This window comes from Xanthobacter aminoxidans, assembly GCF_043193615.1.
Classification (GTDB): Bacteria; Pseudomonadota; Alphaproteobacteria; order Rhizobiales; family Xanthobacteraceae; genus Xanthobacter; species Xanthobacter aminoxidans.
In genome coordinates, this window is record NZ_JBAFUS010000001.1 from 1,612,592 (window position 1) to 1,629,271 (window position 16,680).

15 protein-coding genes are annotated in these 16,680 nt (G+C 69.7%); 4 read left to right on the forward strand and 11 right to left on the reverse strand.

Annotated elements, in window-relative coordinates; translation table 11 throughout:
* Positions 1–145: 145 nt before the first annotated feature.
* Positions 146–1,180 carry a GTP 3',8-cyclase MoaA gene (gene moaA / locus V5F74_RS07395; RefSeq protein WP_029555439.1) on the reverse strand — a complete coding sequence of 345 codons (1,035 nt, stop codon included), beginning with the start codon at positions 1,178–1,180 and terminating at the stop codon, positions 146–148.
* A 248-nt stretch (positions 1,181–1,428) separates the two neighbouring features.
* On the opposite strand from moaA, the gene V5F74_RS07400 reads away from it, so the two are divergent.
* Together V5F74_RS07400 and V5F74_RS07405 are read left to right on the forward strand one after the other, a co-directional pair.
* The gene (locus tag V5F74_RS07400; RefSeq protein WP_394007123.1) at positions 1,429–1,806 is read left to right on the forward strand and encodes a gamma-butyrobetaine hydroxylase-like domain-containing protein; all 378 of its coding nucleotides are present in this window, start codon (positions 1,429–1,431) and stop codon (positions 1,804–1,806) included.
* Between the two features lie 115 nt (positions 1,807–1,921).
* Entirely contained in the window at positions 1,922–2,677 is a 756-nt protein-coding gene (locus V5F74_RS07405) for a DUF1223 domain-containing protein (protein ID WP_394007125.1), read from the forward strand.
* 54 nt (positions 2,678–2,731) lie between these two features.
* Here the strand turns inward: V5F74_RS07405 and V5F74_RS07410 are convergent, their stop codons facing one another.
* The 3 genes from V5F74_RS07410 to V5F74_RS07420 form a co-directional block, all read right to left on the reverse strand.
* Entirely contained in the window at positions 2,732–3,904 is a 1,173-nt protein-coding gene (locus V5F74_RS07410; RefSeq protein WP_024280538.1) for an acetyl-CoA acetyltransferase, read from the reverse strand.
* Between the two features lie 85 nt (positions 3,905–3,989).
* Positions 3,990–5,687 (reverse strand): formate--tetrahydrofolate ligase, encoded by a 1,698-nt coding sequence (locus tag V5F74_RS07415; RefSeq protein ID WP_081837444.1) that lies wholly within the window; start codon positions 5,685–5,687, stop codon positions 3,990–3,992.
* Positions 5,688–5,819: 132 nt separating this feature from the next.
* Positions 5,820–7,559, reverse strand: a complete 1,740-nt coding sequence (locus V5F74_RS07420; RefSeq protein ID WP_038192551.1) for a tetratricopeptide repeat protein — start codon at positions 7,557–7,559, stop codon at positions 5,820–5,822.
* 178 nt (positions 7,560–7,737) lie between these two features.
* On the opposite strand from V5F74_RS07420, the gene V5F74_RS07425 reads away from it, so the two are divergent.
* Both V5F74_RS07425 and V5F74_RS07430 read left to right on the forward strand, forming a co-directional pair.
* The gene (locus tag V5F74_RS07425) at positions 7,738–8,607 is read left to right on the forward strand and encodes a 4-(cytidine 5'-diphospho)-2-C-methyl-D-erythritol kinase (RefSeq protein ID WP_029555444.1); all 870 of its coding nucleotides are present in this window, start codon (positions 7,738–7,740) and stop codon (positions 8,605–8,607) included.
* 22 nt (positions 8,608–8,629) lie between these two features.
* Complete coding sequence (locus V5F74_RS07430; protein ID WP_029555445.1) at positions 8,630–8,965, forward strand: YnfA family protein; 336 nt, start codon at positions 8,630–8,632, stop codon at positions 8,963–8,965.
* A 70-nt stretch (positions 8,966–9,035) separates the two neighbouring features.
* Here the strand turns inward: V5F74_RS07430 and V5F74_RS07435 are convergent, their stop codons facing one another.
* The 7 genes from V5F74_RS07435 to V5F74_RS07465 form a co-directional block, all read right to left on the reverse strand.
* Complete coding sequence (locus V5F74_RS07435; protein WP_051678773.1) at positions 9,036–11,783, reverse strand: DUF2339 domain-containing protein; 2,748 nt, start codon at positions 11,781–11,783, stop codon at positions 9,036–9,038.
* A 139-nt stretch (positions 11,784–11,922) separates the two neighbouring features.
* A complete protein-coding gene (locus V5F74_RS07440) occupies positions 11,923–12,210 on the reverse strand; it encodes a YciI family protein (RefSeq protein WP_029555447.1) in 288 nt (95 codons plus the stop codon).
* 12 nt (positions 12,211–12,222) lie between these two features.
* Positions 12,223–12,807 carry a TetR/AcrR family transcriptional regulator gene (locus tag V5F74_RS07445; RefSeq protein WP_029555448.1) on the reverse strand — a complete coding sequence of 195 codons (585 nt, stop codon included), beginning with the start codon at positions 12,805–12,807 and terminating at the stop codon, positions 12,223–12,225.
* A 74-nt stretch (positions 12,808–12,881) separates the two neighbouring features.
* Entirely contained in the window at positions 12,882–14,546 is a 1,665-nt protein-coding gene (locus V5F74_RS07450) for an NAD+ synthase (protein WP_029555449.1), read from the reverse strand.
* Between the two features lie 115 nt (positions 14,547–14,661).
* The gene (locus V5F74_RS07455; RefSeq protein WP_394007129.1) at positions 14,662–15,555 is read right to left on the reverse strand and encodes a S49 family peptidase; all 894 of its coding nucleotides are present in this window, start codon (positions 15,553–15,555) and stop codon (positions 14,662–14,664) included.
* Between the two features lie 113 nt (positions 15,556–15,668).
* On the reverse strand, positions 15,669–16,427 hold the full coding sequence (locus V5F74_RS07460) for a tRNA1(Val) (adenine(37)-N6)-methyltransferase (RefSeq protein ID WP_029555451.1): 759 nt from the start codon (positions 16,425–16,427) through the stop codon (positions 15,669–15,671).
* Entirely contained in the window at positions 16,417–16,644 is a 228-nt protein-coding gene (locus V5F74_RS07465) for a putative signal transducing protein (RefSeq protein WP_029555452.1), read from the reverse strand. Before V5F74_RS07465 ends, V5F74_RS07460 begins: the two co-directional genes overlap by 11 nt.
* Positions 16,645–16,680 lie beyond the last annotated feature (36 nt).

Below are 16,680 nucleotides of genomic sequence, written 5' to 3' on the forward strand. Positions count from 1 at the left end.
GTTGATTGATCTTCTGGGCCAGATGTAGCTGATTTCGGGTAAAGACGCCCTGCGCTTTGCGCCGGCTCTCGCGCGCGAGCCCCCCGCCTGCGGCATGGCCCGGCCACGCCTTCGCCTCAATCTCCGGGCCGCGCGCCGCCCCGCTTCAGCCGCCGGTGGTGCTCATGTGCCGCCCAACCGCCGGCTGGCGGGTCTTGCGGTCGATCACGAAGTCATGGCCCTTGGGCTTGCGGAAAATGGCGTCGTCGATGGCCCGGTGCAGCAGGGCATCGTCGGAGGAGGCGCGCAGCGGCGCCCGCAGGTCCGCCGCGTCCTCCTGGCCGAGGCACATGTAGAGCGTGCCGGTGCAGGTCACGCGCACCCGGTTGCAGCCCTCGCAGAAATTGTGCGTCAGCGGCGTGATGAAGCCCAGCCGTCCGCCGGTCTCCTTCACCTCCACATAGCGGGCGGGGCCGCCGGTGCGATAGGCGATGTCGGTGAGGGTGAAACGCTCGGCGAGCTGCTCGCGCACGGCGGAGAGCGGCAGATACTGGTCCACCCGCTCCTCGCCCACCTCGCCAAGGGGCATCACCTCGATGAGGGAGAGGTCGTGGCCCTCGCCGTGGGCCCACTCCATCATGGAGGCGATTTCGTGCTCGTTCACGTCCTTGAGCGCGACGGCATTGATCTTCACCCGGATGCCGGCCGCCTGCGCGGCCTTCACGCCCTCCAGCACGCGGGCGAGATCGCCCCAGCGGGTGATGGCGCGGAACTTCGCCGGGTCCAGCGTGTCGATGGAAACGTTGATGCGCTTCACCCCGCAAGCGGCGAGGTCCGCCGCGTGGCGGGCGAGCTGGGAGCCGTTGGTGGTGACAGTCAGTTCGTCCAGCCGGCCGCTTTCCATGTGGCGGGAGAGGCTGCGGAACAGGGTCATCACGTCCCGCCGCACCAGAGGCTCGCCGCCGGTGAGGCGCAGCTTGCGCACGCCGCGCAGCACGAAGGCGCTGCACAGGCGGTCCAGCTCCTCGAGCGACAGGAGATCCTGCTTGGGCAGGAAGGTCATGTGCTCGGACATGCAATACACGCAGCGGAAGTCGCAGCGATCGGTGACGGAGACGCGCAGATAGGTGACGGCGCGGCCGAACGTATCCACGAGCGGGCCGGCCTGCTGTGCGGCGGCGACACCCGGACGGTCGATCAGATCCCTGGGAAGATCACTCACCACACCACTCCCGCAGCAGCCTTGCGTCTCCCGCGCCTTTCCCCGTCCGCCGGCTTGGGCCGGTCTTGAGGCAAGCCCAGCGCCCCGGATGCGGCAGACGGCGGGCTTCGACGCTCGCCCTATATATCGTATGCAAGAGGAAGATGGATAGGGCCGCCGCCCGAACACGATGCCGTGTGAAATCAAAAGGCTCGGCCTTTCGCCCGATCGAAAAAGGACATCACGAAATGGCTCCCGCGTCTGCCCCCGCCGCCGCCCCCTGGCCCACCGAGCTGCGCGTCATCGATGATCGCCACACGCTCTCCGTGACCTTCGAGGACGGGGCGAAATTCACCCTCCCCGCCGAGTATCTGAGGGTGGAAAGCCCCTCCGCCGAGGTGCAGGGCCACCAGCCGGAGGAGAAGATCACGGTGCCCGGCAAGCGGCAGGTGCGCATCGCGCAGGTGGAGCCGGTGGGCAATTACGCCGTCCGCCTCATCTTCGACGACGGTCACGGCACTGGCCTCTACACCTGGGACCTGCTCTACAGCTACGGCGTGAACCAGGAGCAGAAGTTCAGCGCCTATCTCAAGGCGCTGGAGGCGCAGGGGCTCGCGCGCGGGTGAAAGCCGCCCGCACGATGCCGTGAGCGCGTAACCCGCGCGCGCCGCGACACGAAGGAGGACCGGGAGCGCCCGGTGGAAGCCTCATGCGGGCGGCATCCCGCAGGAGCCCCGCGCCATGGCCGAAACCCCGTCCGCCGCCTCGCCACCCGCGCGCGAGCCGCGCCGTTCACCGCACACGAAGTGGACTGCCCTCGCCGCGGGCGCGGCCGTTCTGGCGCTCCTTTCGGGCGGCCCCGCCGCCGCCGAGCCGCGCCAGAAGCTCACGGTGGTGGAGCTGTTCACCAGCCAGGGCTGCTCCTCCTGTCCGCCGGCGGACGCCAACCTGATCGCTCTCACCCGCCGCCCGGACGTGCTCGCCCTGAGCTTCAGCGTGACCTACTGGGACCGCCTCGGCTGGCGCGACACCTTCGGCAAGCCCGAATTCACCCAGCGCCAATACACCTACGAGCCCAGCCTCGGTGAGCATGGGCCGTTCACGCCGCAGATGGTGGTGAATGGCCGCCTCAGCCGCGTCGGCTACAGCCTGTCGGACATCGAGCGGGCGATCTCCGCCGCCGGTCCCGTCGTCGGCCCCGAAGTCGTGATCGGCGCGCACGAGGTGGCGATCGGGTCGGGGACCGCCCCCGCCGCAGCCGCGGACGTGTGGCTCGCGGAATACGAGCCGGGCGTCATCGAGGTGCCCGTCCGACGCGGCGAGAATGCCGGCCGCACCCTGCCCCACGCCCGCGTGGTGCGACGCCTGGAGCGGCTCGGCGGCTGGACCGGCACGCGCGCCCATTACCCCCGGCCGGAAGCCGCGCCGGGCCTGCGCACCGCCATCCTCGTACAGGCGCCGGCCGGCGGACCCATCCTCGCCGCCGCCACCGAATGAAAACGGGCGGCCCCAAGGCCGCCCGCTGCATCGTTCAGACCGGAAAACCGCGCCTCACTTCACCCGTTCGAGGATGGAGACATAGTTGGCCACGGCGGCGCCGCCCATGTTGAAGACGCCGGCCACCTTGGCCCCGTCGATCTGCATGTCGCCGGCCTCGCCCATGAGCTGCATGGCCGAGAGGACGTGCATGGAGACGCCGGTGGCGCCGATGGGGTGGCCCTTGGACTTCAGGCCGCCGGAGGCGTTCACCGGCAGCTTGCCGGTCTTCTCGGTGATGCCTTCGCGCACCACCTTGTAGGCTTCCCCGGGCTTGGCGAGGCCCATGGCCTCGTACTCGATCAGCTCGGCCACGGTGAAGCAGTCGTGGGTCTCGACGAGGCTGAGATCGTCCAGCGTCAGGCCGGCCTTCTCCAGCGCCTTGGCCCAGGCGCGGCGGGCGCCCTCGAAGGCGATGGGATCGCGGCGCGACAGCGGCAGGATGTCGTTGACGTGGGCGCGCGCGCGGAAGGTGATGGCGCGGCCGAGCGTCTCCGCCACGTCCGCCGAGGCGATCACCAGCGCCGCGGCGCCGTCGGAGACCAGCGAGCAGTCCGTGCGGCGCAGGGGGCCGGCCACGTAGGGGTTCTTCTCCGAAATGGTGTTGCAGAACTCGAAGCCGAAATCCTTGCGCATCTGCGCATAGGGATTGGAAACGCCGTTCTTGTGGTTCTTGGCGGCGATGCGGGCGAGCTCTTCCGAGCGGTCGCCGTAACGCTGGAAATAGGTCTGCGCGATGCGGCCGAACACGCCGGCAAAGCCGCCTTCGATGTCCGCCTCTTCCTTGCGGTAGGAGGCATTGAGCAGGATGTCGCCGACCTCAGCGGTGGGCTTGGCCGTCATCTTCTCGGCGCCGACCACGAGGGCGATGCGGCCCTGCCCGCTCTCGATGTAATTGAGCGCGGAATGGATGGCGGCGGAGCCGGTGGCGCAGGCGTTCTCCACGCGCACCGCCGGTACATGGGCCAGTTCAGGCACGGAGAGGGCCGGCATGGCGCCCTGGAAATCCTGCTTCTGGAAGCCGGCGTTGAACACGCCCACGTGGATCGAATCCACATCCTGCGGGGAGAGGCCCGCATGCTCGATGGCAGCGCCGGCCACCCGGCTCATCAGGGCCTCGGTGTCCGCATCCTCGAGCTTGCCGAATGGCGAGTGCGCCCAGCCTACGATGGCGGCCTTGCTGTCCATGTTCGTCTCCCGCGGCGTGACACCGCTCTGGTTTTGATGGCGTTCAGATGGGAATGCGCGGCGCCTTGTGCCACCGCCGCGTGTATCAGGACAAGCCGGCGATGAAACCGTCCGGCATGACGAAAATGTCCTGGGCGGCCGGCGCTGAGGGCAGGCCCGGCATGGTCATGATGTCGCCGGCGAGCGCCACCACGAAGCCCGCTCCGGCGGACAGGCGCACCTCGCGGATGGGCAGGGTGTGGCCCGTGGGCGCGTTGCGCGCGGTGGGATCGGCGGAGAAGGAATACTGCGTCTTCGCCATGCACACCGGCAGGTCACCGAAGCCCGCCAGTTCGTATTCCTTGAGCTTCGCGGTCGCGGCGGAGGAGAAATCGACCCGCTCCGCGCGGTAGATCTCGCGGGCGATAGTCTCGATCTTCTCCCTGAGCGGCAGTTCGGAGGGGTAGAGATATTCGAACTTCGGACGGCGGGCGACGAGGTCGAGGACGGCGCGGGCGAGGTCCATCGCCCCCTCCCCGCCCCGGGCCCAGTGGCCGCAGGGGAAGACATCGACGCCCTCGGGCGCCAGAGCCGCACGCACCGCTTCCAGTTCCTCCGGCGTGTCGCCGGTGAAATGGTTCAGCGCCACCACCACCGGCAGACCGAACTTCTTCAAATTCTCCACGTGCCGCTTGAGGTTGCCGCAGCCGAGCGCCACGGCCGCCGCATCCGGCGTGCCGAGTTCCTTGAGCGGGACGCCGCCATGCATCTTCAGCGCGCGCACCGTCGCCACCACCACCGCAGCCGAGGGCACGAGCCCGGCCTGCCGGCACTTGATGTCGAGGAATTTCTCGGCCCCGAGGTCCGCGCCGAAGCCGGCCTCCGTCACCACCACGTCGGCAAGGCCAAGGGCGGTGCGCGTCGCCATTACCGAATTGCAGCCGTGGGCGATGTTGGCGAACGGGCCGCCGTGCACGAGGGCGGGCGTGCCCTCCAGCGTCTGCACCAGGTTCGGCTGGAACGCGTCCTTGAGCAGCGCCACCATGGCGCCGATGCCGCCGAGCTCCTCCGCGCGCACCATGCGGCGGCCGCGGGTCTGGCCGATCACCATGCGGGACAGGCGCGCCTCCAGATCGGAAAGGCTGTCGGCGAGGCACAGGATGGCCATCACCTCGCTCGCCACCGTGATGTCGAAGCCGTCCTCGCGCGGATAGCCGTTGGCCGGGCCGCCGAGGCCGATGGTGATCTGGCGCAGGGCGCGGTCGTTCAGGTCCATCACCCGCCGCCAGCTGATGCGCCGGGCGTCGAGGTCGAGGGCATTGCCCCAGTGGATGTGATTGTCGATCAGCGCCGACAGCAGGTTGTGGGCGGCGGTGATGGCGTGCAGGTCGCCGGTGAAATGCAGGTTGATGTCCTGCATGGGGATGATCTGCGCCCGCCCGCCGCCGGTGGCGCCGCCCTTGGCGCCGAACACCGGACCGAGAGAGGGCTCGCGCAGGCAGACCGCCGTCCTGGTGCCGAGCCGCGAGAGGGCGTCGCCGAGGCCGATGGTGGTGGTGGTCTTCCCCTCCCCCGCCGGGGTGGGATTGATGGCGGTGACCAGGACCAACTGGCCGCGCGGCCGCGATTCGGCCTCGGCCACGAAATCGAGGCTGATCTTCCCCTTGTGCGGACCGTAGCGATAGAGCGCGTCCGCCGGAATGCCGAGGTCCGCCGCCACATCCTCTATGGGGCGCGGCGTGACGCTCGCGGCGATGGCCGCATCGGATGTGGGATCGAGCGGTCGAGCGCTTCTGTCATGCATGGATTGGTTCCCGAACGGGCGCCGACCCTAGCTGCTCGGCCCGCGGCTGAAAAGCGCGGGCCGGGGCAAAATTGCCTTGCTTCGACGCTTCAGAAGGTGCCGAAGCGCCATTTCGGGGAGATTCAGGCGGCCTCAGCCGCCTTTCTGCTGCTCCTCGGCCTTGCTGACCGGCGGCGGCTGATCGACCGAATCAAGACCCTTGTCGATCTTCTGCACGATCTTGGCGAGGTCGTCCGGCTCGGGCTTCAGGTCGCGCGCGTGGTTCCACTGGAACCCCGCCTCGAGCTTGCGGCCCACCTTCCAGTAGGCATCGCCCAGGTGGTCGTTGATGACCGGGTCCTGTGGCATCAGTTCGATGGCGCGCTCAAGCTGCACCACGGCGTCCTCGTAGCGCCCGGTGCGATAGTAGGCCCAGCCGAGGCTGTCCACGATGGGCCCGTCGTCGGGCCGCAGCTTGGCCGCCTTGCGGATCATGTCGAGGCCCTGGTCCAGGTTGGTGCCCTGGTCCACCCACGAATAGCCGAGATAGTTCAGCACATGGGGCTGGTCGGGGTTGAGCTCCAGCGCCTTCTTCAGGTCCGCCTCGGCGGCCGGCCAGTTTTTCGAGCGCTCGTTGCACACGCCGCGGAAGTAGAACAGGGCCCAGTTGCCACGCGTGGGCTGCGGGATGAGGGCAATCGCCTTGGAATAGGTACCCGCGCACTCGGAGAACATCTTGCGCGTCTGCTGGATCTTGCCCAGCGCGATGATCGCCTCGATGTCCTTGGGATCGGCGGCGATCATCTTCTCGAGCTGCTTGCGGGCCTCATTGTAATGGTCCGTGGCGTCGAGGTTGACGGCCAGCTGCACCTGCGCGTTGCGCTTCAGCGGAGAGGAGTCCGGCACGGTCTCGTAGACCTCGATGGCCTTCGCCGGCTGCTTCAGCTGCTCGTAGAGGTCGGCCAGCGTCAGGCTGGCGAAGGGGTGCTCGGGATAGAGCCAGATGGCGAGCTGGAGATAGACGAGGGCGAGGTCTTCCCCGCCCTGCCGTCCGAGTGTCGCGCCGAGGCCATAGAGCACCTCGGAGGAGCCCTCCTGTGCGGTCTTCACCAGCGGCGGCAGCTGCTTTCCGGCCTTCAGCTCCTTGATGGCCGCAAGCACGATGGGGTGGTTCGGCAGTTGCTTGTCGAACGCAGCGTAAGCGGCGAGCGCCGCCTCGGTATTGTCGTTGCGCGAGGCCCAGCGGGCATAGGCATCGATGGCGCGCAGGGAGCCGGGATCGGCCTTCATGGCCGCCTCAAGACGGCGCCCGGCCTCCTTCTTCTGCCCGGCGGCGTCGAGGATGAGGCCGGCGTGCAGCTCCTTCATGGGCGCGTACCAGTCCGGCCCCTCAAGCCGGTCGATCAGTTCCACCGCGCCCTTGGTGTTGCCGGAGCCGAAGAAGGTCCAGGCGGCGAGCAGCGTGGCCGTGAGATCGCCGATGGGACCGCGCACCGAAAGCGCGAGGTTGGTGCGCGCCGTCTGATAATGGGCCTTCTTGATGGAGCGCACGGCGAGCGCGAGGCGGGCGACGCGATGGGTGCGGTCGATCTTCACCAGACGATCGGCGAGCTTCATCGCGTCGTCGATCTGGCCGTCCATGAGCATGGCGAAGAAGGTCCGTTCCAGGATCTCCTCGTTGCGCGCATCGAGCTTCATCAGGTTGCGCAGATAGACGACGGCCGCGTCCTGGTCGCGCTCGGTGCTCGCCAGCCGGGCGGCGAGGTAGTTACCCGCGAGCGAGGTATCGAAGTCAGGCACGGCCTCGGCCCGGGCGAGGCCCGGCGACAGAGTGAGCACCGCAGCAAGGCCGGCCGCCAGGGCCGCGGAGAAGGTGGGGCGTCGTGTCGTCACCGATGATCTGTCCTGAAAGCCGGGCCCTGCGGGCGTGGTAACGCGAAATCCAAACGGGGCGAGATGGCGTGAGGATGGCGGCTTTCCTGTGGCACCGCAAGTTACGTGGGAGTCATGAATCACCGGTGTTCGCGAGGGCCGGTTGCGGCGACGTGTGCGGCGCGGCATAAGCCGCCGTATGGAAACCTTGCGGACGCGCGCTCCGGCGAAGATCAACCTGACCTTGCGCATCGTCCGGCGGCGCACGGATGGGTTTCACGATCTCGCGAGTCTCGTGGTCTTTTCCGGCGCGGCAGATCTCCTCTCGCTCACGCCTGACGCTGCGCTATCGCTTGCCGTGAAGGGGCGTACCGCCGCGGCAGCAGGACCGGATGCGGACAATCTGGTGCTGCGCGCGGCGCGCGCCTTCGCCGCCGAGGTGCCGGGGGCGCGGCTCGGTGCCTTCCTTCTGGAAAAGCGGCTGCCGGTGGCGGCGGGGCTCGGCGGCGGCTCGTCCGATGCCGCTGCGGCACTACGCTTGCTGGGCCGCCTCAACGGCCTCGCCCCCGATGACCCGCGCCTGTTCGCCGCAGCCCGCGCCACGGGGTCCGACGTCCCGGTGTGCCTCGATCCGCGCGCGCGGCTGATGGAAGGGGTCGGCGATGTGCTCTCCCCGCCCCTCGCCTTGCCGCCGCTCGCCGGAGTGCTGGTGAATTGCGGCGTGGCGGTGCCCACGGCCGCCGTGTTCCGCCAGCTCGGGCTTTCGCCCGGCGCGGCATTCGACGGGCCGTCCCTGCCTGCCGTTTTGCCCTCTGGCCGGGCGGAGCTGATGGCCGCCATCGCCGCCGTGCCCAACGATCTGGAGCCACCGGCCGTGGCCGTCGCGCCGAAGATCGCCGAGGTCATCGACCGCCTTGCGGCCCAACCGGAGGCGCGGCTGGTGCGCATGTCCGGCTCGGGCGCCACGGTCTTCGCCCTGACGGACGATTGCCGCGCGGCCGCGGCGCTGGCACGGCGGGTGCTTGCCGCACAGCCGGACTGGTGGGTGAAGCCCACCATCCTGCGATGACGGTTCGGAGAGGGTGAAAACCATGGCGCTGCCGCTGTCGACGCTCATCGCCTTCGTGGTCGCCGCCTTCTGCGAGATCGCCGGGTGCTTCGCCTTCTGGCAGGTGGTGCGCCATGGCGTGACGCCGCTCTGGCTGCTGGCGGGGCTCGTGAGCCTCGCGGCCTTCGCCTGGGCCCTCACTTTCGTGGATTCGGAGGCCGCCGGGCGCGCGTTCGCCGCGTATGGCGGCATCTACATCATCGCCTCTCTGGCGTGGCTGTGGAGCGTCGAGGGCGTGCGGCCGGACCGCTGGGATGCCGCCGGCGCGCTCATCTGCCTCGCGGGGGCGGCGGTGATCGTGTTCGGCCCGCGCGGGTGAGGCTGCGCGGCACGGGCGCCGGTTGAAGCCCGCGCGGCGTTTGAGTGAAGCACCGCGCCGAAGCAGCCCATCACGCCGAAGGCGGTCCCCCCGGCGCCGGCGCCACCTTCTCCCGCGCCAGCAGGCGCTGGTAGACCCATCCCATGGCCACCAGCACCAGCCCGAGGCCGATGAAGGAGACGGCGCGCAGCACGCCTTCCAGATCCGCCATGTCGGAGAGGAAGACCTTCAGCACGGTCGCCACCATCACCGCGGCCGAGGCGAGGCGCAACGTGCGCGAGCCGCGCCACAGGCCCAGCGCCAGCAGCACCATGCCGAACACCAGCCACGCCGCCGACCACGCATACCATTCGGCGGAGGAGATGGCGTCGCCCGCCAGCACAGGCCCCTGGAACAGGCGGCTCACCTCCAGCGTGACATAGGCGAGCGCAAGCACCCCGGCGATCACCCATCCCGCCGTCCGCACGCGCGGCCGCGTCACGGGCTGGCCGGCCGCGAAAGCCACGGCGAGCCCGGCCGGCAGGGCATAGGCGATGAGGAGATCGTTGAAGACCGGCCCACCCACGGCCTCGCCGGTGGCGAACGGGTTGGTCTCGATGAGGCCGTTGAGCGCGCAGACGGTCGCCGCCGCAGCCACGATGTCCGAGAACAGCCGGTAGAAGCCACGCCCGGTGACATTGGCGAGGCGCGAGAGGCCCACCGCATAGGCGCCATAGACCACTGCCAGCAGTCCGGTCTCGAACAGCCGGGTGCCGACCGCATAGATGTCGCCGCCATGGGCGAGGTGGCGCACTTCGGTCGCCGCCAGCAGCATGGCGAAGATCAGGGCGAGGCATTCATGCACCCGCCGCGCCCAGTCGTCCCTGCTCCTGGCGAGGAAGAAGGCGGCCGCGGCGAATGCCAGCGCCGGCACGCCATAGCCCCACAGCAGCCAGTTGAAGATGGGCGTCGCGCCCGGATCAACGGCAATGGTGGGCAGCCAGACGATGCGGGAGAGCACCACGACGCCCAGCGCCGCCGAGAACTGCCGCAGCCCCGGCAGTGGGCGGATGGTGGAAACCCAAGCGACGCCGCAGGCGGCGAGCGCGAGGCTCACCGTGAGCCAGCCCTTTTCGAGCGCGAAGGTCAGCGCCAGCGACAGGCTCACCACACCGGCCGCGGCGAACACGGTGGCCGCATGGGTGCGCGCCCCCTTCAAGAGCCGCTCGGCACCAAGGGTGAAGAGGAAGGCAAGCGCCAGCGCCAGCGCCGCAAACGGCAGGCTGCGTTCCAGCTCCGTGAGTCGCGCATAGGCGGCGATCAGCATCAGCACCGGGCCGACCGTTCCCGTCACCGCCCAGCCGAGCACGGTGCGGCTGCGCCCGCCCCGCCCGGCGCCCAGCGCACCGGCGGATAGCATCAGTGCGCCCATGGCGAAGGCGAAGACCATGAAATGGCCGATGGAGAGACGCTCCGGCTCGGCCACCGCACCGGCCATGGGGCCGGCCGGCGCGAGGGTGGAGCCGGCATCGGGCGGGAACACCCATTGGGTGAGGATGGCCGGGGCCAGCAGCGCCACCGCGAAGGTCGCGAACGTCATCGGCCGCACCCGCCACGCCAGCGCGAGCACGCCCACGGCGCCAACGACGAACACGGCCAGCGGCCCGGCGGCGACATTCCCGTCCACCGCTGCGGCGGCCATGACGGCAAGCGCACCCACCGCGCCGAGAATGGAGACCGGCTCCGGCCGCTCCCCCGCCTCCGGCCCCCACAGGAAGCCCGGCGCCAGAAGCGCGGCGGTGAGCGCCAGCAGCACGAGGCCGAGCGCGCCGGAAGCCGTCACCGCCTGCGGCACCTCGAAGGCGATGAGGGTGAGCCCCCAGGCCACCATGCCAGCGATGGCGAGGAGCGCGAGCCCCTTCCAGCGGCGGATGCGCGCGACGCCCAGCGCACTCGCCCCGACCACGGCGATGAGCAGAGCCACGCCCCAGGCGTTGGGCGAACTGGTGGTGACGAGGAAGGGCGTCAGCGCCGCGCCGACGAAACCGAGCGCGCCCAGCGCCGGCCCATGCAGCAGGGCCGCCAGCAAAGTGGCGACACCGGTGGCGGCGAGCAGCAGGAAGGCGGCCTGCGGCGGAATGAGATGGTAGAGCTCATAGGCGGCGAAGATGCTGCCGAAGGCGGTCATGGTGCCGGCGGCGGTGAGGATGCTCGGCACATCCGGCACCAGCTCACGCAGGCTGGTGATGGGCGCGGCGGGGTCCTTGCCCTCGCGACGGCGCAGCCATTCGCCGGCACCGAGCAGGAAAAGAGCCAGCAGCAGGCCAAGGCTGACCCGCAAGCCCGGCCCGATCAGATCCTGCTCCACTGCGAAACGCACGAGGAACACGCCGCCCAGCGCCAAGGCGAGGCCGCCGACCCACACCGCCCAACGTGCGCCGACCTTCTCCTCGAAGCCGGCCAGCCGCTCCTTGAGCCTGGCGGCATCGATGGCAGGCGGGGGCGGCGCGGGGGGCGCGGCCGGGGCTTCCGCCTCGGGCGCGGGAAACAGAGGCGACGGCGCAGCGGGCGGCTCGCTTCCCGCATCGATCGGCTCGGGCGGCCGTGCGAGGCGCGCCAGCGGACTTTCCTTCGCCTGCGGCACGGCGGCCGGTGGCGTATGGGTCCAGGCAGGAGCGGACGCAGCGGCCGGCGCCAGCCCTGCTTGAGCCTCCAGCGCCGCGACCCGCGCCTCCAGCACGCGAATGCGGCCCCGGCTCTTCAGCGCCATGATGAAACCCACCAGGGCCATCACCGGAAAGGCGAGAACCACCAGAACAAGAAGCGCCCACTCATCCATCGCGACCAGCCCGGTTGTATCCGGCGCAACCGTAACGTCAGCGCCGCCCCGTGGCTAGACACCTCCGGCTAAGTCCGCACAAGGAAAAGAAAAATCTGAAAGACCATGAGGGCGGTAGGATTGCGCCTCCTGTCGCGGCTCAGGCGGCGAGGAAGGCGAGCCGCGGGTCCGTGCGGCCGGGTGCGATCTCGATGATCTCGGCCGCGACCACGCCCTCGGCGACGAACGGGTCTTCCGCGATCCGGGCCTCGACCTCGGCGCGGGAGGCGGCGGTGGCGAGGATGGCGCCGCCGGCCTTGGGCTCGATGCCGCCCGCGAGCAGGAAGCTTCCCTCGTCGAAGCCCTTCCGGAGCCAGACATTGTGCCCGTCCATCAGGCGCGGAGCGGCAGCACGGTTGGCGGCAAAGCGCAGCAGGACGACGAACATGGTTTCCCCTCTTCAGGCGTGGACGGCGGGATGGCGATGGGCGGCGACGAAGCCGCGCATCTCGGCAACCTCGGCGTCGATGAACGCCTCGTCGCCGATGGAACTGGCGAGCGTCGCCACCCCCTGGCTGCGGGCGAGGAGGTGCATGGCGAGGCGGGCGGCCTCGTCTTCCCCGTGCCCGAGAGCGCGGAACTGGCGCGCGAGCCAGTCGCGGAAAAGCTCGAAGAGCCGCGCGGCGTCGGCGCCGGCGGCATGATCGAGCTTCGCCAGCTCGTTGCAGAGCGTGCCCACCGGGCAGCCGAAACGCATGATCTTGGCGCGATTGGTGATGAGGATGCCGACGAAGCTGAGGATGCGCGCCTCCGCATCGTCTCCCTCGTCTTCCCACTGCGCGAGGAGCTTCCGGGTACGCTCCAGCCGCAGCGCGATAACGGCCGCGAGGATCTCGTCCTTGCTCTTGAAATGATAATAGAAATTGCCGCGCGAGAGCTTCACTGCTGCGGCAATGTCGGCGAACGAAGTGGAGGCGAAGCCGGTCTCGTAGAACAGCCGGTCCGCCGCCTCGACGATGGCGGCGCGGGTGTCGCTCGCAGGCATGGGAACCGCCTAGGTCAATTGTCCTATTTCCAGAATTTGGACGACTGACCTACACCCGTCAAGCGCCGGTCGGGCTATTCCTCACGGAAACGGTTGGTGATGGGATAGCGGCGGTCGCGGCCGAAGTTGCGCCCCGTCACCTTCACCCCCGGCGCGGCCTGACGGCGCTTGTATTCGGCACCGGTGAGCAGGCGCGACACGCGGGCCACGATGGCGGCATCGAAGCCGTCGGCGACGATCTCGTCCACCGAACTCTCGCCCTCCACCAGCCGGGCGAGGATGGTGTCGAGCATCGGATAGGGCGGCAGCGCGTCCGCGTCCGTCTGGCCCTCGCGCAGTTCCGCGCTCGGAGGCTTGTCGATGAGGTGATCGGGGATGACGATGCCGTCCGGCCCCAGCGCCTCGGCCGGCTTCCAGCGGTTGCGCAGGCGGGCGAGGCGCACGACCTCGATCTTGTACAGATCCTTGATGGGATTGAAGCCGCCGTTCATGTCGCCATAGAGCGTGGCATAGCCGGTGGACATCTCCGACTTGTTGCCGGTGGTCAGCACCATGGCGCCGAACTTGTTGGAGACGGACATGAGCAGCGTGCCGCGCACGCGGGCCTGCAAATTCTCCTCCGTCACGTCGCGTTCGGTGCCCGCGAACAGCGGCGCCAGCACCGCTTCCAGCCCCTCCACCGCAGGCCCAATGGGCACGACCTCGTAGCTGACGCCCAGCGCTTCGGCCACGGCTGCGGCGTCCTTGAGGCTGTCTTCCGACGTGAAGCGGTAGGGCAGCATCAGGCAGCGCACCCGCTCCGGCCCCAGCGCATCCACCGCCACGGCCGCGCACAGAGCGGAATCGATGCCGCCCGACAGGCCCAGCACCACGCTGGGGAAGCCATTCTTGTTCACATAGTCCCTGAGGCCGACGACGCAGGCGGCGTAATCAGCCTCGTCGCCCTCCATGGCCTCCACGAGATTGCCGCCGAGGCAGCGCCAGGTGTCCTCGAAGCGCTGCCAGCGGGAGAGGCGGACGCGCTCGACGAAGCCGGGGAACTGCAAGGCAGGGAAGCGGTCGGCGTTGAGGACGAAGGAGGCGCCGTCGAACACCAGTTCGTCCTGCCCGCCCACCTGGTTCACGTAGAGCAGCGGCAGGCGGCTCTCCACCACACGGGCGACGGCGATGTTCTCGCGCTCCGCATAGACCGAGCGGCGATAGGGCGAGCCGTTGGGAACGATGAGGATTTCCGCGCCCGTCTCGGCGAGGCATTCCACCACGTCCGCCCCCCAGATGTCCTCGCAGATGGGCACGCCGAGCCGCACGCCCTTGAACGGGATCGGTCCCGGCAGAGGGCCTGCGGCGAACACGCGCTTCTCGTCGAACACGCCGTAATTGGGCAGATCCACCTTGTGCCGCACGGCGGAGATTTTCCCCTCCTCCAGCAGCAGCACGGAGTTGAAGAGCCGCCCTTCCTCCACCCACGGCGCGCCGATGAGCACGGCCGGGCCGGTGGCGGTCTCGGCGGCGAGCGCCTCCACCGCCTCCTGGCAGGCCGCGAGGAAGGCCGGTTTCAGCACCAGATCCTCGGCCGGATAGCCGGCGATGAAGAGCTCGGGAAACACCACGAGGTCCGCCCCCGCCTCGCCCGCTGTCTGCCGGGCGCGGCGGGCGATGGCGAGATTGCCGGAGACATCGCCGACCGTCGGGTTGAGCTGGGCGATGGCAATGAGAAGGGTATCGGCGGGCTCGGTCATGCTTCGGATGTAACCCCGCCCCGCACAAGGCGAAAGGGCAAGAAACGGGCATGCGCCCGTTCTGCCTGATCAATCGGCAACCAGCCCCTCGCCCCGGCCGCCGGACAGACGACAGCTAAAGCCCGAGCCGGCTCCACAGCGCGCGTTCCTCCACCGCAGCTGCGGCGCCCAGCGCCGCTTCGCGGGCGAGCGCGCCGGCAAAGCCAGTGGGGCGCTTGGGCAGGAAGCCCGTGGACCCCTGCACCAGCTTCAGCGTCGTGTCCGTGCCGTAGCGGGCTTTCAGGATGCCGCGCACGTCGCCGAGGCCATCCACGAGGCCGAGGCCCACGGCCTGCGTGCCCAGCCAGAACTCGCCGGAGAACAGCGTCTCGTCATCGCCCATCAGCGCATCGCCGCGACGCGACTTCACGAGATCGGCGAATACGGTGTGCAGCTCCTTCAGCAACTGGTCGAGCCGCTCCACGTCTTCCGGCTGGGTGGGGCGGAAGGGGTCCAGCGTCACCTTGCGCTCGCCGGCGGTGTAGACGCGCCGCTCGATGCCCAGCTTCTCGATGGCCCGGTCGAAGCCGAAGCCCGCCGTGACAACGCCGATGGAGCCGACGATGGAACAGGGATCGGCGAATATCTCGTCGGCCGCGCAGGCGATCATGTAACCGCCGGAGGCCGCCGCATCCTCCACGAAGGCAAAGACGTGCTTCTCCTTCTCCTCCGCCAGCGCGCGGATGCGGCGGAAGATGAGGTGGGACTGCACCGGCGAGCCGCCCGGCGAATTGATGAGCAGCGCCACGGCGGGCGCCTCCTTCATGCCGAAGGCTTTCTCCAGCGCCTGCGCCGTGCTGGCGAGCGACATGCTGCGCGAGAAGGGCGAGGTCATGCCGATGGGGCCGGACAGCTGCACCACCGGCACGAGGGGCGCATCGGTGCGCCATTTTCTGGGAAGGAGACCGCGGGCGCGGCGCGACAGGGAGGAAAGAAATTCGGCCATACCCGAGATGTAGGGCCTCCCCATGGCGCCCTCAAGGCGCCATTCCTTGTCGAGACCGCGCCCTCAAGGCGCCATTCCACGGAAGGACCGCGCCCTCTAGGCGCCCCCGACGCCAAGGGCAGCGCCCTGATCGCGCGTCAGCGCAGCGCGCCGCCGTCGCGCAGAACCGCCTCGGCCTGCGGCGTCGGTACGCCGTCCGCCCCGGCCAGCACGAGGCCGGGCAGGAGCGCGGGCGGCGTACGCCGCCCCTTCACCGCCCGCACCAGCAGCCGCACCGCCGGCCGATCGGCACGCGGATGAACGGGCAGGATCTCGATGGCCCCGAATCCTTTCGCCAGCGCGGCGAGAATGTCCGCCAGCGCCTCGGGGCGATGGATCAGGCAGAGCACGCCCTTCGCGCCAAGGCAGCGGTCGGCGGCGCGCACCCATTCGGCGAGAAGGTCGGCATCCGCCATGTGGGCACGGGCGCGGGCCTCATCGGGAGAGGTGCGGTGGCGGGTGTCGGCATTGAAGGGCGGGTTGGCGAGCACCAGGTCCGCCGCGCCCTTCCCCGGCGCATCCGGCCCCGCAGGCCGCCCGAGGGTGGCCACATCCGCCGTCACCACCTGCGCCCGCCCGTCCAGGCCGTTGAGCGCCGCATTCTCCGCCGCCAGCGCAGCAAGGGCGGGATCGATCTCCACCAGCGTGGCGCGCGCTTCGGGAACACGGGCGAGGAAGGCGAGGCCGGCACTGCCCACTCCCGTCCCGAGGTCCACCGCGGTGCGCCGATCCGCCGGCGCGAAGGCGGCGAGCAGCAGCGCGTCGTGTCCGACGCGGTGGCCCGAAACCATTTGCCGCAGCGTCAATCTCCCACCGAGCACGCTGTCGGTGGACAGGGCGGCGGCTTCAGCCGGCATCACGCAGGGCCGCGCCGAATCCCGCCTCCACCAGCAGGCGGCGTGCGCGCGGCACGTCCTCGTCCACAACCAGCAGGCGACGGGGAAAGACGCCGATGGAGCCTTCCAGGACGCTCATATGGGCATCCGCGACCATGTGACCGATATCGGCCGACGTGAGCAGCGCCTCTATGGCGCCGAGCAGCACCAGATCGTTGGTCCGCACCATCTCCTGCATCGTACAGACCTCCGATCGCGGCGACTGGCGCGCCCG